Raw genomic sequence first — 20,982 nt, forward strand, 5'->3', positions numbered from 1 at the left:
AGGTCGTGAGAGAGGCCTCAAATGGCCTTGACCAGCCGCAGCAATCCCAGCATCTCGATGTAGGTCCCCTCGCGAAAGGCGATGTAGACCGGCTCCTCGGCGCCGTGGAAGCGGCGCTTGAATGCCGCCTGCCCCTGCAGGTTGAACCTGCGGCGGTTGACCCAGGGCGAATCGTAGGCGCGCTGGAAGGCGTTGCGCCAGAACTCGCTTTCGGCAAATCCGCTCGGGCCGACATCGAGCAGCGGCGACAGGCCGAGCGTCACCACCGAAATGCCTTCCTCGCGAAAGCGGTCGACGGCGAATTTGGTCAGGCCGATCTCGGCATGCGGCGAGGCATCGATATGCTTGCGCTTGAAGGCCGTGGTGTAGCCGACCACCTTGCCGTCGGCGAACATCGGATCGAAATCGAGCAGGGCGACCAGATCGCCGTCGGGGCCGTGCAGCACGAAACGGCGCATATCGGTGCCGAGCTGATCGTAGAACGGTCGGTTGAGGAAACCCATCTCCCAGCGCTTGACGATGCGGTCGCCGCGCCAGTTTTGGGACAGCCGGGAGATCTCGTCGAGATGGATCGTGCGTTTGTCCTCCTCGAACGAAAAGCCCTTCTTCAGCAGCCAGCGCTCGGAATAACGCACCGTTTCGTTGCGCTTGCCGGAAAAGTCATGGTCGGGCAGAGCGAGGCGCGTGTCGATGCCCAGCCGGTTGATCTTGTAGCCAAGGCCGGCAAGGACCTGGGCGGTCTGTTCGCCGATCTGCACGAACCACGGGCCGCCAGCGCTCTCGACGAAGCGCCTGATGTAATCGGGCCGCCGATCCGGCGCCGCCACCGGATCGCCGAGCGCGAAATGATGCCTCATCTTGGTGCCGAAGGCGATGTAACCGTCGGCATCGCCAAAATAGGAAAGCTTGCTTTGCACGGCGGTGGAATAGGCGAGCGAGAAGTCGCCATGGCGGCGCACCAGCGCCAGCCGTTCGACATGCGTCAGCGCCCGGCGCTCGACCTTGGGCGAGGCTCCCTCAAGGAGGTTGTCGAAATAGATCCGCAAGGAGGGCATGGTCGAGATTCCGCGTGCCGTCCATGGCGCGACGTGTCCGACGACACGCAAGACGCGCCACGGCGTCTTGATTTTTCGCAGGGTAGCCGAAATCGGGTTGCCAGTTTCGAATGCCCGCGTCCGTGACGAGATCCGCCAGCCCCCGGACCTCGAATCAATCACTTTGCCGCGACCTGATTATCGCCGATGCCGCGGATATGCCATATAGGGCTGGATGTATTCGGACGGAAGCGGGTAATGCGCTCCATGTCGTGGTTTTGACGCGGTGCCGCGACCGGCTGTTTCGGCCGGGCGGAAATGCTCCAGACGCGAAGCCGCCTCGGCGCGGGACCATCGAAAATCGGCATCGAGTTGCCGTTCGGGTCCTGCGCGCGATCAAACTGTTACAGCGGCCTGCGAGCCTTCAGGGGCTGCCGCGAGGGCGAATGGGGTTCGAGAGTGAATGGCTGATACGACAAGCAGATCGATGGTGGAGCAGGCGGTGACGGTCGAGCCGGCGATCGTCATTGGCGCCGGCGCCGCCGGGCTGGCCGTCGCGAGGGCCTTGATGAAGGCCGGCGTGGCGACGGCGATCCTGGAGAAGGAAAGCCGGCTGGCCGAGCCCTGGCGCCGGCGTCACGAGCAGCTGCACCTCAACACCCACCGCGATCTCTCGGCGCTGCCCGGCCTTGCCTATCCCAAGGGCACCCCTGCCTTTCCGCACCGGGACGTCGTCATCCGCCATATGAACGATTTCCATGAGGCGAACCGTTTGCCGGTGGAGTTTGGCGTTTCCGTCGAGTCCATCACGTTCAGGGGCGATCACTGGGTCGTGCGCACCAGCGCCGGCTCGCGCCTGGCGCGCCATGTCGTTGTGGCCACCGGCCGCGACCGGGAACCCTTCACGCCGCAGTGGACGGGCATGCAGGCGTTCGCGGGCCGGATCATCCACTCGGCGGATTTTGGCGATGCCCAGGCCTATGCGGGCAAGAAGGTGCTGGTTGTGGGCGCCGGCAATTCGGGCTTCGACGCACTCAATCATCTGGCCGGTGTCGATACCGCCGCTGTCTGGCTGTCGGCCCGCAACGGCCCCGCCCTTTTGCCCAAGCGGGTCGGCAAGATCGCCGTGCACCGCCTCTCGCCGCTCATGGCGCGCCTGCCGCTGCGCGTCGCCGATGCGGTGATGGCGGTGACGCAGCGCCTGGTGTTCGGCGATCTCACCAAATTCGGCGTGCCGCCCGCGCCCGCGGGCGGCGCCAGCCGCCTGACCTCGGACTATACCGCGATCGCCGCCGACGATGGCGCCGTCGATGCCATTAAATCGGGCAGGATCGTGGTGGTGCCCGGGGTACGGGAGTTCACCCGCGACGGCGTCATCCTGGCCGATGGCAGCCTGATCGCTCCCGACATCGTCATTGCGGCGACGGGCTACCGCACTGGGCTGGAGCGGATGGTCGGCAATCTCGGCGTGCTCGACGAGAAGGGCGTTCCGCTCTTCAACGGCGGCCAGGCCGATCCGAAACTGCCCGGCCTGTGGTTCACCGGCATGCGGCCGAGCATCCGCGGCTGCTTTGCCAATGCCGGCATATTGGCCAAGGCGATAGCTGCGCGGATCGCCGGCTCATCCCGCCCCTCCGGCGCCTCACGCTGAGCGACCGCATAGGACAACATTTGCCGTCGGCGTCACGCCGATTTCGGCTCCAGCCGCCGGAAACCGACAGCCTCGGTCAGCATCTCCTCGTCGACCATGCCGGCATTGTAGAGGGCCAGCAAGGTGAGCGCCAATTCACGCGCCTCGACGGATTCGGGATGCGCTTGCCGTCGGCGGCAGGCCTCGTCGAAGACACGTTGCAAGGTGGCCACTTCGTCAGGTTTGAGCAGGCCACGGTCGTAGATCGACTTGGGCATGGCGATGATCTCCTGATCACGATCTAGGGCGCCACGTGTAAATTGCCAATCTTTCCCGAGGCTTGAATATGATATCGCACAAAAGAGAGGCCCCGGATCGCCGGAGCCCCTCTCATTTTTGTCTCGCCCGACCTCAGACGGCGATCTTGCCGCCACCCTGTTTGGTGATGGCGACCACCGCCGGCCGCACCGGCATGTCGGGCCTGAAATCGGGCCAGCGGGTCGACAGGTCCTCATAATAGGAGGGCCGGCCGAACGCTTCCCAATCCTCGCCGCCGTCACCCGGATGCTGGACGGCGACAAAGGCGGTCTGGTCGTCCGGCGCAAACAGCGGGCCGCACATTTCGGCGCCGATCGGCACCCGGAAGAACAGCTTCGAGGTCGCCCGCGCCGATCCTTCCGTGTCCACCGCCCACAGGCCGTCGGTGCGGCCGGTTGCCTTCGGGCCCTGGCCGTCGGTGGCGACCCACAGGCGCCCGGCCGAATCGACCGCGCAATTGTCGGGCATGCCGAACCAGCCATTGGCCGTCGTCGCGGTGGAGAAGGTGGCGCCGACGGCGGCCACCGACGGGTCGCCGCATTTCAGCAGCACTTCCCACTTGCCCTTGGTGGCGGCGAAATCGCCCTCGTCCTCGACGATTTCGATGATGTGGCCGAAGGCGTTTTCGGCACGCGGGTTGGCGGCGTCGACCTGATCGGCCTTGCGCTTGGAATTGTTGGTCAGCATGACATAGACCTTGCCGTTGCTGGCATTGGGCTGGATGTCTTCGGGCCGGTCCATCTTAGTGGCGCCAAGGAGGTCGGCGGCGCGACGTGTCTCGATCAGCACGTCGGCCTGGCCGGCAAAACCGTTTTCCGCCGTCAGCGGCCCCTGGCCGAACACGATCGGCATCCATTCGACCGAGCCGTCCTCCGCGAATTTGGCGACATGCAGCGTGCCGTCGTCGAGCAGATCCTTGTTGGCCGCGCGGTCGCCGGCGTTGAACATGCCCTTGGTGACGAACTTGTAGACATAGTCGAAGCGCTCGTCGTCGCCGAGATAGAAGACCACTCGACCATCCTTGGCGACGATCGATTCGGCGCCCTCATGCTTGAAGCGGCCCATGGCGGTGCGCTTGCGCGGCACCGAGGCCGGGTCGTTGACATCGACCTCGACGATCCAGCCGAAGCGGTTGGGCTCGTTCGGCTCCTTGGCCAGGTTGAAGCGGTCATAGTGCGCGCCCCATTCATAGGCGCCTTCCGGAATGCCGAGGCGCTTGTAGTTGGCCGCCTCCTTGTGGCCCTCCGGCAGCTCGCCGGAGAAATAGCCATGGATGTTCTCCTCGGACATCACATACGTGCCCCAGGGCGTGACCCCGCCGGCGCAATTGTTGATGGTGCCGAACACCTTGACGCCGGACGGGTCGGCATTGGTCTTGACGCGGTCATGGCCGGCAACCGGGCCCGACAGCGCCATCTCGGTGTTTGCGGTGATGCGGCGGTTGAGCTTGCCGTCGCGAATCACCCGCCATTTGCCGCCATCCTTGCGGATCTCGACGATGGTGCCGCCATGGGCGGCCATCTCGACATCGACCTGCTCTTTCGAGAGCGGCGCCACCTCGGCCGACTTCTTGCCGTCCTTCTCGACAATCTTGACGATGCCTGGGAACATCAGATGCGGGTTGGTGTATTCGTGGTTGACCACCAGCAAGCCATGTTCGGCCGAGCCATCGAGCGGGATGTAACCGACATAGTCGTTGTTGTAGCCGAACTGCCTGGCCTGGGCTTGCGCCGACTGCTTCGTCGGGTCGAATTCCGGCGAATCGGCAAACAGCGGATCGCCCCAGCGCAGCAAAACGTCGGCGTCGTAGCCCGGCGCGACGTGGTGCTTATCGTCGATACCGGCCTCCAGCTCGTCGAATTTGAACGCTGAGCCTTCCGCGGCGCGGGCACCGTCGGCGGCGATCATGGCCAGCGGGCTGACGGTGGCGGCGATCGCCGAAACGGCAAGCGAACCCTTGAGGAAGCCACGGCGCGAGAACCGCGCGGCGATGATCTCGCCCATGGTGCGGTTCTCGCTGGGATTGTTGGCCGGGCCTTCGTTTTCCTCGAGCAGGCTGGTGCGGAATCGGGCGTCGGGGGAGCGATGTTCGGTCATGGGAACCTCTGGTGGGTTTTGGCTGGAGCTTCCGGCTTACAGTCGGCTGATCACATCTTCGTGACATGGTATCTCCGCTGCCGCTCGCTCACGAGACCGATTTTTCACGCCTCGCCTGGGACTTTGGTCCAAGCTTGCGCCTGCAAAGGTCCTGGGGGACAAACGCAACGGTCGGAGGTCGCTTCCGGTCACCACGTCTTTCGGCGATGTTGTTGCACTGCAACGTTGGGGTGAGCGCGCCGGCTCAATCGACGGAGATCAGTATGCGTGGATCGATCACGGCCCGTTGTTGCCGTCTGGCTCTCAGATCGGCGGCCGTTCTGGCGCTGACCATCGCTCCCTATGGAATAGCCTTCCATGGCTTCGTGCCTGGAATCGATGCCGCGACCGCACATGCCGACAAGGGTGGCAACGGCGGTGGCGGTGGGAACGGCGGTGGCGGTGGGAATGGCGGTGGCGGTAACAGCGGTGGCGGTGGCGGCAACAGCGGCAATGGAGGAAACAGCGGCAACGGCAATAGCGGTAACAGCGGCGGCGGGAATAGCGGAAAGGGCAAGGGCCAGGGCAACCAGAGCACAAGCCATGTCAACGCCACGACCGGCGACACGGTCGACGTGGACGGCAGCAACATTACAGTTCAGCACCCTGACGGCTTGACGGAAACGATCGAGAACGGCCGTTTCAGCATGAAGGATAAGCTCGGCCGCACGATCGTCGATCGCCGTGCCACACCGGCCGACGCCAGCCGTCTCAAGGCGCTATGAATTTCGACCCCTTGAATTTCGGCCCTATGAATTTCGCCTTGTGAAGCTGGTCAACAGGCAACGACCAGCTTCACACGTCACCTCCGCCGCCCCCCGGCGGAGGTGACCTCGTTTCGCGGCGTTCCACGATGGCTACGAACGGTCCCTGTCGCGGTCGCGAAACTCGCGCATGATGAGGGCCGCTTCAGTACGGTTTCGTACGTTGAGTTTCGACAGCACCCCCGTCATGTGATGCTTGACGGTCTTCTCCTGCAGCTCCAGGCGTAAGGCGACTTCCTTGTTGCTCAGTCCCTCCGCCACCAGCCGCAGGATTTCGGTCTGCCGGCCGGTGAGTTGCCGCAGCCGGTCCGCCACGCCGTTGGCGGGCTGCAAGGACTGCACGTCGGAAAGCAGCCGGGCCGACAGCATCGGCGAAAGATAGCTTTCGCCGGCCGCCACGTTGCGCAGGATATCGGCAAGCGCACGCGATCCGACGCCTTTGAGGACATAGCCGAGCACCCCGGCGTTCAAGGCCTTGGTCACATCGGCATTCGCCTCTGAAACGGTCAGCATGACGATCTTCTGGGCGGGATGGTCGGCAAGGATGCTGGCAACCGCGGCCAGGCCGCCGCCCGGCATTGAAATGTCGATGAGCAATATGTCGGGCTGCATGGTCGAGGCGATGCGCTCCGCGTCCTGCGCGGTCGCACCTTCGCCGACCATCTCGAAGCCGCCGATCTCCGACAGGCTGCGTGTCACGCCTTCGCGGAACAGCGGATGATCGTCGACAATGGCAATGCGGATGGCGCCGATCATGCTTGCTCCTCGACCGAAAGACGGATCACCAGCTTCGTGCCTTTCGGCCCTGTGAGTGTTTCGAATTGGCCGCCAATGCTTTCAACCCGCTCCCTGAGGCCGGCAAGGCCCAACCCCTCGGCCCGCGCCGGATCGAAGCCCGGTCCGCCGTCCGATACTTCAACGAAAAGCCTACCATTTTTCATGCCTGCACGCACCGCCTGATCCTTGCCCCGTCCGTGGCGGTAGGCATTGTTCAGCCCCTCCTGCACGAAGCGATAGATGCTGATCTTCTCAGAAGCGCCGGGCTCCGGCAAATGTCTCGGCATCGTAAGCGTCACCGATGTGCCCGTCCGGCGCTCATGCTCCTCGACGGCCAGCCGCAGCACGTCCGCCGCCGCCGCCGTTTCTATCTGCGGCAGGACCAAGCCGGTGCAGATGCCGCGTATCTCGCGCATCGCATCCTCCAGCGTCTTGCGGATCATGGCGATTTCGGTCGAGCGGCCTTCGCTGCCATGCCCGTCGCCGGTAAACACCGGACTATCCATGCGCAGCGCGGCCAGCGCCACGAGCTGGGCAGGGCCGTCATGCAGGTCGGCGCCGATCCGGCGCAGATATCTTTCGTTGAGCGCGGTGGCGCGGCGGGACGCCCGCTGCACACGATGCCGCAAGGCGCTGTTCTGCGTCACCAGGCCCTGCAGCTCGGACACCTGGCGGCGCAGCGCCCCGCGCTGGTCGTCGATAATGCGGCTGCCGCGCAGGACGATGCCCGACAGAAGCAGAAATGCCGTCAAGGTGGTGCCGGCCACGACCAGCCAGCTCGACAGCAGGGCGGAAGCCAGGGTAGCCTTGAAATCGCTGGCGACCTCGTAGAATTCGGTGACGGCGACCACTTCGCCGGACCAGGGCTCGCGCACTGGATTGTAGATCTCGAGCAACGGCACACCCGCGGCCCGCTCCTTGTCTTCGTTCTCGTCGAACGTATCGAACTGGGCAACGACGCTGCCCTGGAAGGCAGAACGCAGATTGTCGTTCAGGTCGAAGCGGCGACCCGTCAAAGCCGAGTCCTTCGCATAGAGGATCGTGCCGTCGCGGCGCCAGAGCCTGAAGGATGCCAGGCGTTTGCCGAGCGCGCCCTGGCCGAGCGTCTCGTCGAGCGCCTGCTTGACGGATGCGCTGAGCTCCTCGCTCTTGCGCAGGTCGGGCAGCAGCGGCGCAATCACGCTGTCGACATAGAGCGCCGTCGTGGCGGCCGAATTGCGAGTGACGCCGTCCCGGATCTGCGTCGTCACCCAGGTCCCGACGATCACCATGACGACCAGCAGCCCAAAACCGCCGGCAACGACGAATTGCAGGGCAAGGGAAAGCTCGCTCCAGCGCCGCGCCAAGTTCTGAAAAATACGAATCATGAACCCCTGACCGCCCCTCTATCGACAGGCTGGGCGATTCCGGCACATTGAGCTTCAGTCTCGCCGTTGCCAAGACCCTCGTTTGAACGACGTCGCTTGACGTTCCGGCACGCTTCGGAAACAAGGTCGGCGATATCAGGCGAAAGCTGCTTCGAGGGGGACGGGACGTTGAGTTTTTCGGGACTTCTGCAGCTCGGCTTTTCGACGGTGATCTTCCTGCTGGCGGCGACCGCCGCCAAGCAATGGGGGCTGGCGCCCAGCCTGGGCAAGATCCTGCTGACGCTGGCGCTCTATTCGCTGGGCAATCTGATCATGCTGCGGCTGATCCGCGAGTTCGGCATGTCGGTATCGTTCAGCCTCTCGGCGGTGATCCAGCTGGTTTCGGTCAATGTCGTTGCGCTGGTGTTCTTCGGCGAGCGCGTCAACGCGCTGCAGGCGGCCGGCATCGCGCTGGCAATCGCAGCCGTGGCGCTGATCACGCTTGGGCCCTATCTGCAAGGGCGGTTGTAACGGTGCCGATGAAGAACGCCGCGAAAGCTCTGCTCAACCGGGTCGAATTCCCGGTGCTGCTGGCCGGCCTGGTCATCGCCGGTGGGCTGTGGGCGTTCGAGGAATTGATGGAGGTGGCACGGGCCACCACGCCGCACGCCTTCGATACCGAAATCCTGCTTGCATTCCGCCAGGCCGGTCAACCGGCGATCCCGATCGGTCCGCCATGGCTGGAAGGCGCGATGCGCGACATCACCAGCCTCGGCAGCTCCAGTGTTCTGGTGCTGATCACGGCGGCGACGATCATCTATCTGCTGTTGATCCGCCGCCCGGCGACGGCGCTTCTCATGTTCGTTGCCGTGGCGGGCGGCCAGGTGCTGTCGAGCCTGCTGAAAGTCGGCGTCGACCGGCCGCGCCCGGAACTGGTTTCGCATCTCGTCAACGAGACGTCGCTTTCCTTCCCGAGCGGCCATGCCATGCTGTCGGCGGTGACCTACCTCACGCTCGGTTCGCTGGCGGCGCGCTTCCTGCCGGGCCGGACAACCAAGGTCTACGTGCTGTTCCTGGCGGTGCTGACGACAGTGCTGGTCGGCGTCAGCCGCATCTATCTCGGCGTCCACTGGCCGTCCGATGTGCTGGCGGGCTGGTGTGCCGGCTTCGCCTGGGCGATGCTATGCTGGTTGGTGGCGAGGCTTCTGCAACGGCGCAAGGCGGTGAGCGAGGAGCCTGACTGAGTCAGATCAACCTGTTGATGAGGTGCCCTCCGCAGCCCGTCAGTACCAGAACCGTCGACAGCAAGCCTGCCGATATCACCAAGGTCTTGAAAACGTTCACCCGCGTACCCCCTGCCTCTGATGCATGCCACCCTACCTGAAATCCTTGGCAGGTATCGAAGAAAATGGGCATCAGGTGGCGGTGGTTACGTCTAAAACCGATACAATGATGCTTGAAACATGATAATGATGGTATTATACGTTATGTCAGCAGGCTCAGACGGGGATTCCGGCCGATGATCACTGCCGCGCAGATGCGCGCCGCAAGGGCGCTGGCCGGCATCGACCAGAGGACGCTCGCCGAGCGCGCCGGCGTCTCGCTTCCCACCATCCAGCGCATGGAGGCGAGCGGCGGCGTGGTCAGGGGCGTGGTCGATACGCTGATGAAGGTCATCCAGGCTCTCGACGAAGCCGGGGTGGAACTGATCGGCGAGAACCAGGCCAGCGAGCGCGGCGGCAGGGGCGTGCGCCTCAAGCCCGCCATGCCGCCGGATGCCAAGGCCGAGCCGGAATAAGTCGCGACGGCGACCGCCGACAGTCCTGCCGACGATCCCGCCGCTTTTGCAGGGGCAGTCCATGGATCAAGCGCGTCAGGCAGTGCATCAGGCGGTGAAGCCGACATTCTCCGAGCTGTTCACGCCGAAGCTGGTGACGGTCTGGCGGGAGGGCTACCGGCTGCCGCATTTCAAGGCGGATGTCATCGCCGGGCTGACTGTCGCCATCGTCGCGCTGCCGCTGTCGATGGCGATCGCGATCGCTTCGGGCGTGACGCCGGAGCGTGGCCTCTACACTTCCATCGTCGGCGGCTTCATCATCTCGGCCTTGGGCGGCAGCCGCTTCCAGATCGGCGGCCCGGCCGGCGCCTTCATCGTGCTGGTGGCGGCGACGGTGGCGCGCGTCGGCCTCGACGGCCTGCTGCTGGCGACGATGATGGCCGGTGTGTTCCTCATTGCCATCGGCTATCTCCGGCTCGGCACCTACATCAAGTTCATTCCCTATCCGGTCACCGTCGGCTTCACCGCCGGCATTGCCGTCATCATCTTCTCCGGCCAGATCGTCGAATTGTTCGGGCTGACCTTGCCGGGCAGGGAGCCCGGACCATTCGTGCCCAAGCTGATCGCGCTTGGCGAAGCAGCCGGCACGATCAACCTCGCGGCGACCGGCGTGGCGGCACTGACCATCGCGACCATCGTCTTGCTGAAGCGCTGGCGGCCGAAATGGCCGGCTATGTTGATCGCCATCGGGCTCGCCTCGCTGGTCGTGGCGCTGTTGGCGTTGCCGGCCGAGACGATCGGCACGCGCTATGGCGGCATTCCGCGCAGCCTGCAATGGCCTGGCATGCCACCCGTCAGCTTCGGCAGGATGCTCGACGTCTTGCCGGACGCCATCGCCTTCGCGCTGCTCGGCGCCATCGAATCGCTGCTGTCGGCCGTCGTCGCAGACGGCATGACGGGCCGGCGGCACCGCTCGAATTGCGAGTTGGTGGCGCAGGGCTTCGCCAATGTCGCGTCCGCTTTGTTCGGCGGCATCTGCGCCACCGGCACCATAGCCCGCACCGCCACCAATGTGCGGGCCGGCGCACACGGTCCGGTCTCGGGCATGGTCCATTCGGGAATCCTGCTGGTGCTGATGCTGGTGGCGGCGCCGCTTGCCAGCTACATCCCGCTCGCGGCCCTTGCCGGCGTCCTGGCGGTGGTCTGCTGGAACATGGTCGAGAAACAAGCCTTCGCCACGCTGCTCAGGGCATCGCGCGGCGATGCGCTGGTGCTGATGGCGACCTTCCTCATCGTCGTCTTCCGCGACCTCACCGAAGGCATCGTCGTCGGCTTCGCGCTCGGCTCGATCCTGTTCATCGACCGCATGGCCAAGTCCGTCGCGGTCGAGGCGGACCTGGCGCAGGACGATGTCGCCGACAGCGTCGGCGGCGCCCGCGCCTATGATTCCGCGGAGGCAAGCGACGCCGACACCGTCGTCTACCGCATCTCGGGCGCCTTCTTCTTCGGTGCCGCGTCCACCGTCGGCAGCGTGCTCGACCGCATCGCCGACCAGCGCCGCAACTTCGTGCTCGACTGTTCGGCCGTGCCGCTTTTCGATTCGACGGCGGCCAATGTCATCGAAAGCGCGGCCCACAAGGCGGGGCGCGCCGGCGTGCGCTTCATCATTTCGGGCGCCTCGCCGCAGATCCGGCGCATGCTGATCAATCACGGCGTCAAGCCGCCGCTGGTGACCTATGCCGCGTCGATCCGCGACGCGCGGGGCCAATTGGCGGGGAAACAAGAGGCGGAGCAGCCGTCTCTCAGCGATTGAGCGATGCCGGGCCGCTGACGAACGGACTTTCTTTGACGTAGAACCGCAGCAGGCGGTCGGCGTCCTTCGAAATGCCGATCCTGATGCCCTGTCCGATCGCGCCGGGCTCACATTCGTCCTGAGCGAGCCACAGCGGGCCTTCCCGGCACAGGTCGATCCCGTCGAGCGAACGATCGATCCGCAACGCCGCAGCCAGCCTTCCGGGACCGCGCGCCAGGTCGCGCAGGCGCTCGACGCCTCGGTTCAGCCGCATGATCGCGACGCCTTCCAGCGGTTCCAGCGCCCGGATCAGCACGCCGGTTCCGACCCCTTTCGTCTCACTCGAGACATTCAGCATGAAGGAGGTGCCATAGGCGAGGTAGACATAGGCGTGCCCGGCTTCGAGAAACAGCGACCGGTTGCGCCGCGTCATCCCTCGAAAGCCGTGCCCGGCCGCATCACCGACGACATAGGCTTCCGTCTCGACGATGCGGCCGCTGATCCTGCCTTCGGGCAAGTCGCGCACCACCAGCTTGCCTAGGAGAAACCGGGCGAGCGCGGCCGTATCGTCCGGGAGCTCTTCTCGCGCGAGCGGACGATGCTTGTCGCTGTGGCTCACGGGATCCATCGGGCCGCTCTGATCTCCCGGTCGTCCATGGCACACCTCCTTGACCATTGCCGTGGAGGGACCGTCCTACCACGCTCCATCCACGGCTGTCAGCGAAGGTCGTGCGGACGCCAGCGCTCATTCGATCTTGAGCGCCGCGACCTCGCCTTCGTTCATCAGCGGCACGTAGAGGATCGACTTGCCGTCGGTGCCGATATCGGCGCTGCCCGGCTTGAAATGCGCCAGCGCTTCCGGGGCTGCGCCGGTCCGGTATCGGTAGAGCGTGCCGGTCATGTAGGCCGTCGCATAGATGGTGCCGCCGATGGCGACGACGCCGTCGAGGTCGGCGAAGTTTTGGGCGCCCGCCAGCGGCGTCACCGCCTTGCTGGCGATGTCGACCGCCAGCAGCCCGCCGGGCTCGGCCGTGCTGAAGTCGGCCTTGATGCCCTTGCCCCAGGAGGCCACGATCAGCCTGTCGCCATCGGCGAACACGCCGTTGGGCGAGGCCAGCAGCAGATCCTTGACGAACAGTTCCGGCCTGTCGCCGTCGATGCGGTAGATCGCATCCGCCAGCATGTCGGTGACGTAGACCTTGCCCGAGGCATCCGCAGTCATGTCGTTGAGGAAGACCGCGTTAGGGACCACGATGCTGGCGATGAGCTTGCCGCTGGCGAGGTCGACGACACGGATTTTGGTGATGTCGGCGACATAGAGCTTGCCGCCCGATATCGCCATGCCCTTGGGCGCGTCCATGCCGTCGGTCCAGTGCTGGCTCACCATCTTGCCATCCGTTGACAGCAGGCTGAGGTAGCCGTTGCCGTCGGCGTCGCCCGGATTGCCGACGATGTTGGAAACGATGATGCGGCCGTTGGCGGCGTCGAACAGCGCCGATTCAGGCTGTTCGAGGCCCGTTTCGCGCCAGAGCTCGTCGGCCTGGGCGGCCTGGGCGGCGGCAATGCCGATGGCGGCGATGACGGCGGAAGTGACGACAATGTTCATGGCTGCTCTCCTGTGAACGTCGGTGAACAGCTAGGATTTTCGATACTTCTCGGGAAGGCGGATTGAAGCTAGTATCGAATATCGATACGAAACCGCCGGCAAGAGGCGCATTCCATGAACGGCCCGATCTTCGAGGCGCTGAAACGGACACTGAAGGCCAAGGGTGTCACCTATCGTGAGCTCGGCGAACGGATGGGCGTTTCCGAGCCGACGGTGAAGCGCATCTTCCATGAGAAGAACTGCAAGCTCGACCGGCTGGTGGAGATCTGTGCGGCCGCCGGCGTCGAACTGGAAAACGTGCTCGGCTCGATGAACCGCGGGCCGGGGCCGGTCAACCACATCGCGCCCGAGATCGAGCGCCGGCTCGCCGGCCGGCCGGCGCTGCTGTTCGTCTTCGTCATGCTGTCGGAAAAATTCACGCCTGAAGGCATCATGCGCTCGCAAGGCCTGAGCGAGGCCTCGATGTTCCTCTATCTGCGCGACCTCGAGCAACTCGGCCTGATCGCGCTTGGCCGTGGCCTGTCGGCGAAACTGCTGGTCGAAACGCCGATCCAGTGGAATTTCGAGGGGCCGCTCAGGCCGCTGTTCGAAATGACCAACAAGAATTTCATCGGCTGGGCCATCACCCATATCGAGAAGGAGGCGACCTTCGTCAGCTTCTCCAGGCGAATGCGTCCGGAGACGGCGGAGATGGTGCGGCGCGAGGCCGAGGAACTGGCCGACCGGGCGAGACTGCTGGCACATCACGACCAGCACACCACGCCCGAGGACGGGTTGATCGGCTACAAATGGACCTTTGCCTTTGGCGCCACGCCATTCGAGGCGATCATGCCCATCGGGCCGCATCCACGCGATGCCGGGGCGCGGATGAAGGATCAGCCTTCCCCAGCGAAAGGCCGGCGGCCGCTACCCGCTTAGACCGGCCCAGGTCCGCCGCCCATCAGCCGGCAGAGGCGGCAAGATCATCCGCGGACGAGGCGCCGGCGAGATCGTCGCGTGCCTTGCGGGCGAGCTTTTTCGTCGCGTGCCTGGGGCTGTCGCCGAACAGTTCGGCTGCCTCGGCGAGACAGGCTTTCCTGAGGCTCTTTTCCGAGCGCTTCAGCAACTTGCCGAGAAGTTTTGTGTCCTCGGGCGGCCCCAGCGGCTCGCTGTCCGCCTCGAGCAGCGCGCGCATGACGAACACATCATGCAGTTCACCGAGCCGCTCCCCCAGTTCATCCACGGCCTTGCGCCGCGCCTTGATCGGGGTCGGCCACAGCCTGCCCAGCAGCGACAGGTGCATGCCATGCGTCTTGGCCGCCTTGCGCAGGTCATGGAAATCGTCGGCTTCACCGCGCGTGCCGGCCTTGTCGAGCGCCTTCCTGGCGCGGCGCAAGGCGACGCGGGCGCCTTCGGCAAGCACGTCGGCGGCCTGTTCCGGCTGATCGGGCAAAGCAAGGGTTTCGATGCGCTTCAGGCCGTCTTCGCAGGCGGCGGTGGCCGCCCCGATCGCCGCCTTCAGGCCGGCGCCTTCGTGCAGATCATGCTGGCGTGCGATCAACCTGTCGCGCACGGCATCAAGCCCGCCATCGACGCTTTCCCTGGCGAAGCCCGCCGCCAGCCGATCGATGGTTTCGATCAGGGCCGTGGCTTCACGCGGACCGGCAAGCAGCGCCGCGACATTGCGATAGCACTGGTTTTCCGTAGTGCAGAATGTTTCGTCACCGGAACGAACCAAGCGCAACAAGGCACGCGCGCTTTTCAGCCGCTTGCGGCACTTGTGCAGCCCCTGTTCCGGCCGGGTGTGCGCGGTCTCCAGATGCAGCAGGGCCTTGCCGATCTCCTCGGCAAGGATACGCCTGACCTCGCCGGTCAGCGGCAGGCGCGGATCGATACGAAAGCTCATGCGGCGATCTCCGGTATCCCCCCGAGGGCGAGCGACGCGTTGTAGAATTTCTGCTCGCCGGTCACTTCCCGGCCGAGCCAGTCAGGCAGCATTTCGTCCGGAACCTCTTCCGGCGTCTCGAGCTCGGCCACCACAAGTCCCGCCAGTGCACCGCCAAAGACATCGACTTCATAGAGATAGCCGCGATGCCTAACATGGTGACGTGTCTTCTCGATGACACGTCCGATGGCGAAGTCCAGCATCTCCACCGCCTCCGCCAGCGGGATCGGGTATTCGAATTCGTCGCGCTCGCGCGCGCTGCTGCCGAATTTGAGCGTCAGCTTGGCGGAGGCGCCATCACTGATGCGGATGCGGACGGTTCGCCCGGGTGCCGTGGCGAGGTAGAACTGGAGAATGCGGATATCCGCTTCCGCCAGATCCCGCCATGCGGTGCCGGAGACCAGGAACTTACGCTCGACTTCCTTGCCCATGGCCGCGCACTAAAGCGGTTGCCGCGCGCGATGGCAAGACAGCGCCGCACACAAGTTGACCTTAATCAATCGATTGATTAAGGTCTTTAGCATGATCAAATTGCCAGACGCCAAGAGACCCCGCCGCGAGACCTCCCCGGCAGAGCCGACGCGCGCCGCGCTTGTCCAGGCGGCGTTGAAACTGTTCGGGCGGCAGGGCTTCGACGGCACCTCGACGCGCGAAATTGCCGCCGAGGCGGGGGCCAATATCGGCTCGATCGCCTATCATTTCGGCGGCAAGGAAGGTCTTCGCGCCGCTGCCGCCGACTTCATCGTCGAGACCATCCAGGGCGTCGCAGGGCAGGCACTGGGCGCCGGCGAGGGGCTCGGCCACGGACAGGCGGCGGCAAGCGATCCTGAGGCGGCGCGCGCGCAGCTCTTCACGGCACTCGAGCGGATGGTCGGCTTCATCGTGGCACAGCCGCAGGCCGGAGAAATCGTGCAATTCGTGCTGCGCGAGCTGTCGCATCCGACGGCGGCGCTCGACCGCATCTATGACGGTGTCTTCGAGCCGACGCACCGCCGGCTGTGCCAGATGTGGGAGCAGGCCACCGGCGAGCCGGCCGAGAGTGAACGCACCCGGCTCACCGTGTTCACGTTGATCGGCCAGGTCATCTATTTCCGCATCGGCCGCGAGGCTGTCATGCGCCGCATGGGCTGGCGCGACATCGGCGCCGCCGAGGTCGCCAAGGTGGTGGCGGTCACCACGGACAATCTCGGCGCCATACTGGCCGCCCGGAAGGGGCCAGGGATGAAGGGATTAAAACAATGAGCTTTCTGTGTTCGCTGCCGCTCGCCGCGCAATTGTTCGGTGCCTGCGCGCCGGCGGCACCGCTCGCCGTCGGTTATGTCGAGGGCGATTATGTGCTCCTGGCGCCGATCGAGGTGGCGCAGGTCGAGACGGTGGCGGTGAAGCGAGGCGACCGCGTCACGCCGGGAGCCACCGTGGTGACACTCGAAAATGCCGACGCCAAGATCGCGGTGGCGCAAGCGCAGGCGGCGCTGGCCCAGGCGCAGGCGCAGTATGCCGATCTCCAGGTCGGCAAGCGGCCGGAAGAGATCGCCGTGCTGAAGGCCGAGGTCGACATGACCAAGGCACAGGCCGCCGACGCCAAGCGAAAATTCGACCGCGCCAGCGACCTGTTCAAACGGGGCGCCGGCACGCAAGCAGATTTCGACACGGCTTCCGCGACGCTGGAGACGGCCAATGCGCAGGTCGGCCAGTCGGAGGCCAACCTGGCGGTCGGCGGGCTGCCGGCGCGCGCCGAGACGATCAAGGCCGCCGACAATCAGGTCAAACAGGCGCAGGCGGCGCTGGATCAGGCGCAATGGCGGCTCTCCAAACGGGTGTTGGCGGCGCCTTCGCCCGGCCGCGTCAACGACGTCATCCGCAATCCCGGCGACACGGCGGGTCCGACCGCGCCGGTCATCTCGGTGCTTCCCGACGGCGCGGTGAAGCTCAGCGTCTATATTCCGGAAAGCGCCTTCTCCTCGGTCAAGGTCGGCAGCCTGCTCAGCGTCCATTGCGACGGCTGTGGCCCGGAGGTGAAGGCGCGCGTCAGCTATGTCTCGCCCGATCCCGAATTCACCCCGCCGGTGATCTACTCCCTGGAGAACCGGCAGAAGCTGGTCTACCTCGTCGAGGCGCGGCCGGAGGGCGATGCGGGGCCGCTGCAGCCCGGCCAGATCGTCGATGTCGATCTCGCGGATACGGGAAAATGAACGCCATCGACGTTCACGGCCTGGTCAAACGCTTCGGCGACAAGACCGTCGTCGACCATGTGACGATGTCGGTCGCCGAGGGCGAGATCGTCGGCTTCCTCGGCCCCAACGGCTCGGGCAAGACCACCACCATCCGCATCATGTGCGGCCTGCTGACGCCGGACGAGGGCGAAGGCACGGTGCTGGGCTTCAACATCCGCACCGACAGCCTCAGGATCAAGCGCGAAGTCGGCTACATGACGCAGAAATTCTCCTTCTACGAGGATCTGACGATTGGCGAGAACCTCGAATTCGTGGCGCGGCTCTACCGGCTGCGGCCGGTCGAGGACTATGTCTCGCGCACGCTGGAGGAGCTCGGCCTGACGACGCGCCGCAACCAGCTGGCCGGCACCTTGTCCGGCGGCTGGAAGCAGCGGCTGGCGCTGGCCGCCTGCATCATGCACAAGCCGAAACTGCTGCTGCTGGACGAGCCGACGGCCGGCGTCGATCCGAAGGCGCGGCGCGAGTTCTGGGACGAGATCCATCGCCTGGCGAGCGGCGGGCTGACCGTGCTGGTCTCCACTCATTACATGGACGAGGCCGAGCGCTGCCACCGCATCAGCTACATCTCCTATGGCAGGATGCTGGCCACCGGCACCGTCGCCGAGGTGGTGAAGAATGCAGGCCTGACCACCTTCGTGCTGCAGGGTCCAAAGCTCGACGAGGTGGCGCAAGCGCTGCAAGGCCGCCCCGGCGTCGACCAGGTGGCGCCGTTCGGCGCGACGCTGCACGTCGTCGGTTCCGACCGCGAGAAGCTCGAGGCCGCGCTTGCCGACGTCGAGAGAGAGCACAAGGGCGTAACGGTGACGCCGGGCGAAACCAGCCTGGAGGATGTCTTCATCCAGTTCATGTCGGGATCGAAGGACAACATGGCATGAACAGCGTCTTTTCCTTCGCCAGGCTCGGCGCCCTGCTGATCAAGGAGTTCATCCAGATGCGGCGCGACCGCATCACCTTCGCCATGATGCTGGGCGTGCCGCTGATCCAGCTCGTCCTGTTCGGCTACGCCATCAACAACGACCCGAAGAGCCTGCCGGCGGCCCTGGTGGCGACCAGCAGCGATCCCTATACCCGCGCCATGGTCGCGGCGCTGCAGACCACCGGTTACTACCGCTTCGACCATGTCGCGCAAAGCGCCGAGGAGGCCGAGTTCCTGATGGCGCGCGGCGACGTCGCCTTCGTCGTCACCATCCCGGCCGATTTCGCCCGGCGCGTCGAGCGCGGCGACAAGCCGCAAATCCTGATCGAGGCCGACGCCACCGATCCGGCGGTGGCCAGCGGCGCCATCTCGACGCTCGGCACCATCGCCGGCCAGGCGCTGCTGAGAGCGCAGGGCACGCAGGAAGCCGCGGCGGAAGCCGCCCGGGGCCAGCTCGATGTCGTCGTCCACCGTCGCTACAACCCCGAAGGCATCTCGCAATACAACATCGTGCCCGGCCTGCTCGGCGTCATCCTGCAGATGACCATGGTGATGATGACCTCGATCGCGCTGACGCGCGAGACCGAGCGCGGCACGATGGAAAATCTCCTGGCGATGCCGTCGAGCCCGCTGGAGATCATGATGGGCAAGGTGCTGCCCTACCTGGCGGTCGGCGCGGTGCAGGTGGTGGTGGTGCTGGCGGCGTCGAAGCTTCTGTTCGCCATCCCCTTCACCGGCTCGATGACGCTCCTTTTGTCGGCGGTGCTGGTGTTCGTGCTGTCGCTGGTGCTGCTCGGCTACACGATCTCGACGATCGCACGCACGCAGATGCAGGCGCTTCAGCTCACCTTCTTCTTCTTCCTGCCCTCGATCATGCTGTCGGGCTTCATGTTCCCCTATCGCGGCATGCCGGACTGGGCGCAGACCTTCGGCGAGATCTTCCCGCTGACGCATTTTCTGCGCATCACCCGCGCGGTGATGCTGAAGGGCGCGCAACTGCCGGCGGTGGCGACCGAGATCGGCTGGCTGGCGGTTTTCGTGGCGCTGTTCGCCGGCGTGGCGCTGGTGCGGTTCAGGCGCACGCTGGACTGACGAGAGCTGACCTGTGCCGCCCTACGCCGCCATGATCCCGGCATAGGTGCCGAAATCGACATTGCCGCCGGACAGCACCACGGCGACGCATTTGCCCGACAGCTCGATCTCGCCCGACGACAGCGCCGCCAGCGCGACGCAGCCGCCGGGCTCGACCACCAGCTTGAGATAGGCCATGGCGTCGCGCATCGCCCGCCTGACGGCATCCTCTGAGACGGCGACGGCGCCGGCGAGGTTGCGGCGGTTGATCTCGAAGGTGATCGCGCCCGGCTCGGCGGTGAGGATGGCGTCGCAGATCGAACTGTGGCCAGGCTCGTTCGAAACCCTGGCGCCCGCCGCCAGCGAGCGGCGCGTGTCGTCGAAATGCTCGGGTTCGACCGCCCAGATCGCGGTGCCGGGCGAGGTATCCTTCACGGCAACCGAGATGCCGCTGGTCAGGCCGCCGCCGCCACAGGGGATGACGACCGCGTCGAGCGAGACACCCAGCGCCCGCGCCTGCCTCACCAGCTCCAGTCCGATCGTGCCCTGGCCGGCAATGATGGCCGGATCGTCGAAGGGCGGCACCAACGCCATGCCCTTGTCGAGATAGGGGCGCACCACCGTCATGCAATCGTCCTTGAAACGGTCGAAGGGCACCACCTCGGCGCCCATCTTGCGGACATTGGCGATCTTCATGTCAGGTGCATCCGCCGGCATGGCGATGACCGCCTTGACGCCGAACATGGCGGCGGAAGCCGCCACGCCTTGCGCGTGATTGCCCGAAGAGAAAGCGACGACGCCACGCGAGCGCTCCGCCTCGCTCAGCGTCGACAGCTTGTTGTAGGCACCGCGGAACTTGAACGAGCCGGTGCGCTGCAGCGTCTCCGGCTTGAACAGGATGCGGCCGCCGAACTGCCTGTTCAGTTCCTGCGATTCGATCAAGGGGGTCTCGACGATCAGGCCCGAGAGGCGCGCTGCGGCGGCATGGATGTCGGCGATGCCGGGAGGGGTGGTCATGGCGGGTCCTGTGGCGATGCGATCCGGCCATGGTGCACGCAAAGGCGCGCTCGATGCCAACGAAAAGATGTGACCGGGACAAAGTTCGCGATTGTGATCAAGACACAAACACATCCAGCGTTGCGGCCATCACGCCCGCATATCGAAATTCACCCCAGCAATGTCCGCTGCCGCTTGCTGCCGCCCAGCTTGCGCCAATTGTTGAACCGATGCGTGGCGGCGGCAAACGAGATCTTCATCTGCTGGGCGACCGAATAGCGCGACTTGCCCTCGTCGAACATGCGGTAGCAGCACTCGACGCCTTCCTCGGTCAGCTTGCCGTCGGGTGCCTTGTTGTGCGGGTTGGCGGGGTCGAATTTCTCGATCTGCTGCTCGACCAGCCCCTTCAGGCGCTGCAGGTCGGCCTCGATGCTGGCGATGAGATCGAGGACCGGTTTCGGGTCGTAGGGGTGCGGAGGCTTCTTGGCCGTCATCAGCTCGTTCCTTTTTTGGCTTGACCCGATATATAGGTTAACATTCGCTGATAATGAAGAGTGATGCCCGGTGCGGCTCAACTATTCTTGACCGTGGCCAAGCGCACGATTGACCAAGGACGTTGCAAATCATAGTTTAGAACAATTCTAAACTAGGGTGATTTCCT

Annotated in this window: 23 protein-coding genes; 11 read left to right on the top strand and 12 right to left on the bottom strand. The window is 65.1% G+C overall.

What is annotated here, in order from left to right; genetic code table 11:
- Window positions 1-17 precede the first annotated feature (17 nt).
- Window positions 18-1,055 carry a phosphatidylglycerol lysyltransferase domain-containing protein gene (locus FJ543_RS17135; protein WP_140876061.1) on the bottom strand — a complete coding sequence of 346 codons (1,038 nt, stop codon included), beginning with the start codon at window positions 1,053-1,055 and terminating at the stop codon, window positions 18-20.
- Window positions 1,056-1,213: 158 nt separating this feature from the next.
- Window positions 1,214-1,402: a hypothetical protein gene (locus tag FJ543_RS17140; protein ID WP_140619882.1), complete on the bottom strand. Its 189-nt coding sequence runs from the start codon at window positions 1,400-1,402 to the stop codon at window positions 1,214-1,216.
- 95 nt (window positions 1,403-1,497) lie between these two features.
- Between FJ543_RS17140 and FJ543_RS17145 the strand changes: the two genes are divergently transcribed.
- Window positions 1,498-2,685 (top strand): NAD(P)/FAD-dependent oxidoreductase, encoded by a 1,188-nt coding sequence (locus tag FJ543_RS17145; protein WP_140876062.1) that lies wholly within the window; start codon window positions 1,498-1,500, stop codon window positions 2,683-2,685.
- A 32-nt stretch (window positions 2,686-2,717) separates the two neighbouring features.
- Here FJ543_RS17145 and FJ543_RS17150 read toward each other — a convergent pair whose 3' ends face one another.
- Window positions 2,718-2,942 (bottom strand): hypothetical protein, encoded by a 225-nt coding sequence (locus FJ543_RS17150; RefSeq protein ID WP_015314754.1) that lies wholly within the window; start codon window positions 2,940-2,942, stop codon window positions 2,718-2,720.
- Window positions 2,943-3,075: 133 nt separating this feature from the next.
- On the bottom strand, window positions 3,076-5,079 hold the full coding sequence (locus tag FJ543_RS17155) for a PhoX family phosphatase (protein WP_140876064.1): 2,004 nt from the start codon (window positions 5,077-5,079) through the stop codon (window positions 3,076-3,078).
- Between the two features lie 263 nt (window positions 5,080-5,342).
- Between FJ543_RS17155 and FJ543_RS31465 the strand changes: the two genes are divergently transcribed.
- The gene (locus FJ543_RS31465; protein WP_181172852.1) at window positions 5,343-5,843 is read left to right on the top strand and encodes a hypothetical protein; all 501 of its coding nucleotides are present in this window, start codon (window positions 5,343-5,345) and stop codon (window positions 5,841-5,843) included.
- Between the two features lie 132 nt (window positions 5,844-5,975).
- Here FJ543_RS31465 and FJ543_RS17165 read toward each other — a convergent pair whose 3' ends face one another.
- Window positions 5,976-6,638 carry a response regulator transcription factor gene (locus tag FJ543_RS17165; RefSeq protein ID WP_015314757.1) on the bottom strand — a complete coding sequence of 221 codons (663 nt, stop codon included), beginning with the start codon at window positions 6,636-6,638 and terminating at the stop codon, window positions 5,976-5,978.
- The gene (locus tag FJ543_RS17170; RefSeq protein ID WP_140712045.1) at window positions 6,635-8,026 is read right to left on the bottom strand and encodes a sensor histidine kinase; all 1,392 of its coding nucleotides are present in this window, start codon (window positions 8,024-8,026) and stop codon (window positions 6,635-6,637) included. The genes FJ543_RS17165 and FJ543_RS17170 overlap by 4 nt, the downstream gene beginning before the upstream one ends.
- Before the next feature lie 168 nt (window positions 8,027-8,194).
- Between FJ543_RS17170 and FJ543_RS17175 the strand changes: the two genes are divergently transcribed.
- The 4 genes from FJ543_RS17175 (at window position 8,195) to FJ543_RS17190 (ending at window position 11,595) form a co-directional block, all read left to right on the top strand.
- On the top strand, window positions 8,195-8,536 hold the full coding sequence (locus FJ543_RS17175; RefSeq protein WP_140618097.1) for a hypothetical protein: 342 nt from the start codon (window positions 8,195-8,197) through the stop codon (window positions 8,534-8,536).
- An 8-nt stretch (window positions 8,537-8,544) separates the two neighbouring features.
- The gene (locus tag FJ543_RS17180; protein ID WP_140660505.1) at window positions 8,545-9,249 is read left to right on the top strand and encodes a phosphatase PAP2 family protein; all 705 of its coding nucleotides are present in this window, start codon (window positions 8,545-8,547) and stop codon (window positions 9,247-9,249) included.
- A gap of 275 nt (window positions 9,250-9,524) precedes the next feature.
- Entirely contained in the window at window positions 9,525-9,803 is a 279-nt protein-coding gene (locus FJ543_RS17185) for a helix-turn-helix transcriptional regulator (protein WP_140792405.1), read from the top strand.
- Window positions 9,804-9,864: 61 nt separating this feature from the next.
- Complete coding sequence (locus FJ543_RS17190; RefSeq protein ID WP_140876066.1) at window positions 9,865-11,595, top strand: SulP family inorganic anion transporter; 1,731 nt, start codon at window positions 9,865-9,867, stop codon at window positions 11,593-11,595.
- On the opposite strand, the gene FJ543_RS17195 is transcribed toward FJ543_RS17190, so the two are convergent.
- On the bottom strand, window positions 11,585-12,202 hold the full coding sequence (locus FJ543_RS17195; protein ID WP_140876210.1) for a DNA-3-methyladenine glycosylase: 618 nt from the start codon (window positions 12,200-12,202) through the stop codon (window positions 11,585-11,587). The two genes, FJ543_RS17190 and FJ543_RS17195, sit on opposite strands and share 11 nt — an antisense overlap.
- Before the next feature lie 117 nt (window positions 12,203-12,319).
- Window positions 12,320-13,180 (bottom strand): ATP/GTP-binding protein, encoded by an 861-nt coding sequence (locus FJ543_RS17200; RefSeq protein ID WP_140876068.1) that lies wholly within the window; start codon window positions 13,178-13,180, stop codon window positions 12,320-12,322.
- A 114-nt stretch (window positions 13,181-13,294) separates the two neighbouring features.
- Between FJ543_RS17200 and FJ543_RS17205 the strand changes: the two genes are divergently transcribed.
- Window positions 13,295-14,098, top strand: a complete 804-nt coding sequence (locus FJ543_RS17205; RefSeq protein WP_140876070.1) for a helix-turn-helix transcriptional regulator — start codon at window positions 13,295-13,297, stop codon at window positions 14,096-14,098.
- A gap of 22 nt (window positions 14,099-14,120) precedes the next feature.
- Here the strand turns inward: FJ543_RS17205 and FJ543_RS17210 are convergent, their stop codons facing one another.
- Complete coding sequence (locus tag FJ543_RS17210) at window positions 14,121-15,065, bottom strand: CHAD domain-containing protein (protein ID WP_015314766.1); 945 nt, start codon at window positions 15,063-15,065, stop codon at window positions 14,121-14,123.
- On the bottom strand, window positions 15,062-15,535 hold the full coding sequence (locus FJ543_RS17215) for a CYTH domain-containing protein (protein WP_140876071.1): 474 nt from the start codon (window positions 15,533-15,535) through the stop codon (window positions 15,062-15,064). Before FJ543_RS17215 ends, FJ543_RS17210 begins: the two co-directional genes overlap by 4 nt.
- Window positions 15,536-15,626: 91 nt before the next feature.
- Between FJ543_RS17215 and FJ543_RS17220 the strand changes: the two genes are divergently transcribed.
- From FJ543_RS17220 to FJ543_RS17235, 4 genes are read left to right on the top strand one after another with little or no spacing between them, the layout of a single operon-like run.
- The gene (locus FJ543_RS17220) at window positions 15,627-16,346 is read left to right on the top strand and encodes a CerR family C-terminal domain-containing protein (protein ID WP_140876073.1); all 720 of its coding nucleotides are present in this window, start codon (window positions 15,627-15,629) and stop codon (window positions 16,344-16,346) included.
- Window positions 16,343-17,296: an HlyD family efflux transporter periplasmic adaptor subunit gene (locus FJ543_RS17225; protein ID WP_140876075.1), complete on the top strand. Its 954-nt coding sequence runs from the start codon at window positions 16,343-16,345 to the stop codon at window positions 17,294-17,296. The genes FJ543_RS17220 and FJ543_RS17225 overlap by 4 nt, the downstream gene beginning before the upstream one ends.
- Window positions 17,293-18,213, top strand: a complete 921-nt coding sequence (locus FJ543_RS17230) for an ABC transporter ATP-binding protein (RefSeq protein ID WP_140618109.1) — start codon at window positions 17,293-17,295, stop codon at window positions 18,211-18,213. Before FJ543_RS17225 ends, FJ543_RS17230 begins: the two co-directional genes overlap by 4 nt.
- Window positions 18,210-19,346: an ABC transporter permease gene (locus tag FJ543_RS17235; RefSeq protein WP_015314771.1), complete on the top strand. Its 1,137-nt coding sequence runs from the start codon at window positions 18,210-18,212 to the stop codon at window positions 19,344-19,346. Before FJ543_RS17230 ends, FJ543_RS17235 begins: the two co-directional genes overlap by 4 nt.
- Before the next feature lie 21 nt (window positions 19,347-19,367).
- Here the strand turns inward: FJ543_RS17235 and FJ543_RS17240 are convergent, their stop codons facing one another.
- Together FJ543_RS17240 and FJ543_RS17245 are read right to left on the bottom strand one after the other, a co-directional pair.
- Window positions 19,368-20,342, bottom strand: coding sequence for a threonine/serine dehydratase (locus FJ543_RS17240; RefSeq protein WP_140876077.1), 975 nt, complete (start codon window positions 20,340-20,342; stop codon window positions 19,368-19,370).
- A gap of 149 nt (window positions 20,343-20,491) precedes the next feature.
- A complete protein-coding gene (locus FJ543_RS17245) occupies window positions 20,492-20,815 on the bottom strand; it encodes a hypothetical protein (protein ID WP_140712067.1) in 324 nt (107 codons plus the stop codon).
- Window positions 20,816-20,982 lie beyond the last annotated feature (167 nt).

The sequence above is a fragment of the Mesorhizobium sp. B2-5-7 genome, assembly GCF_006440875.1.
Lineage (GTDB): Bacteria > Pseudomonadota > Alphaproteobacteria > Rhizobiales > Rhizobiaceae > Mesorhizobium > Mesorhizobium australicum.

Excerpts from the sequence above, each read along its gene's own strand:
- FJ543_RS17220 (WP_140876073.1), top strand. The coding sequence starts at position 15,627 with ATGATCAAATTGCCAGACGCCAAGAGACCCCGCCGCGAGACCTCCCCG.
- FJ543_RS17200 (WP_140876068.1), bottom strand. The coding sequence starts at position 13,180 with ATGAACATTGTCGTCACTTCCGCCGTCATCGCCGCCATCGGCATTGCC.
- FJ543_RS17195 (WP_140876210.1), bottom strand. The coding sequence starts at position 12,202 with ATGGATCCCGTGAGCCACAGCGACAAGCATCGTCCGCTCGCGCGAGAA.
- FJ543_RS17190 (WP_140876066.1), top strand. The coding sequence starts at position 9,865 with ATGGATCAAGCGCGTCAGGCAGTGCATCAGGCGGTGAAGCCGACATTC.
- FJ543_RS17170 (WP_140712045.1), bottom strand. The coding sequence starts at position 8,026 with ATGATTCGTATTTTTCAGAACTTGGCGCGGCGCTGGAGCGAGCTTTCC.
- FJ543_RS17240 (WP_140876077.1), bottom strand. The coding sequence starts at position 20,342 with ATGACCACCCCTCCCGGCATCGCCGACATCCATGCCGCCGCAGCGCGC.
- FJ543_RS17145 (WP_140876062.1), top strand. The coding sequence starts at position 1,498 with ATGGCTGATACGACAAGCAGATCGATGGTGGAGCAGGCGGTGACGGTC.
- FJ543_RS17230 (WP_140618109.1), top strand. The coding sequence starts at position 17,293 with ATGAACGCCATCGACGTTCACGGCCTGGTCAAACGCTTCGGCGACAAG.
- FJ543_RS17215 (WP_140876071.1), bottom strand. The coding sequence starts at position 15,535 with ATGGGCAAGGAAGTCGAGCGTAAGTTCCTGGTCTCCGGCACCGCATGG.
- FJ543_RS17210 (WP_015314766.1), bottom strand. The coding sequence starts at position 15,065 with ATGAGCTTTCGTATCGATCCGCGCCTGCCGCTGACCGGCGAGGTCAGG.
- FJ543_RS17235 (WP_015314771.1), top strand. The coding sequence starts at position 18,210 with ATGAACAGCGTCTTTTCCTTCGCCAGGCTCGGCGCCCTGCTGATCAAG.
- FJ543_RS17155 (WP_140876064.1), bottom strand. The coding sequence starts at position 5,079 with ATGACCGAACATCGCTCCCCCGACGCCCGATTCCGCACCAGCCTGCTC.
- FJ543_RS17225 (WP_140876075.1), top strand. The coding sequence starts at position 16,343 with ATGAGCTTTCTGTGTTCGCTGCCGCTCGCCGCGCAATTGTTCGGTGCC.
- FJ543_RS17140 (WP_140619882.1), bottom strand. The coding sequence starts at position 1,402 with ATGCCGATTTTCGATGGTCCCGCGCCGAGGCGGCTTCGCGTCTGGAGC.
- FJ543_RS17180 (WP_140660505.1), top strand. The coding sequence starts at position 8,545 with ATGAAGAACGCCGCGAAAGCTCTGCTCAACCGGGTCGAATTCCCGGTG.
- FJ543_RS17205 (WP_140876070.1), top strand. The coding sequence starts at position 13,295 with ATGAACGGCCCGATCTTCGAGGCGCTGAAACGGACACTGAAGGCCAAG.
- FJ543_RS17165 (WP_015314757.1), bottom strand. The coding sequence starts at position 6,638 with ATGATCGGCGCCATCCGCATTGCCATTGTCGACGATCATCCGCTGTTC.
- FJ543_RS17245 (WP_140712067.1), bottom strand. The coding sequence starts at position 20,815 with ATGACGGCCAAGAAGCCTCCGCACCCCTACGACCCGAAACCGGTCCTC.
- FJ543_RS31465 (WP_181172852.1), top strand. The coding sequence starts at position 5,343 with ATGCGTGGATCGATCACGGCCCGTTGTTGCCGTCTGGCTCTCAGATCG.
- FJ543_RS17185 (WP_140792405.1), top strand. The coding sequence starts at position 9,525 with ATGATCACTGCCGCGCAGATGCGCGCCGCAAGGGCGCTGGCCGGCATC.
- FJ543_RS17135 (WP_140876061.1), bottom strand. The coding sequence starts at position 1,055 with ATGCCCTCCTTGCGGATCTATTTCGACAACCTCCTTGAGGGAGCCTCG.
- FJ543_RS17150 (WP_015314754.1), bottom strand. The coding sequence starts at position 2,942 with ATGCCCAAGTCGATCTACGACCGTGGCCTGCTCAAACCTGACGAAGTG.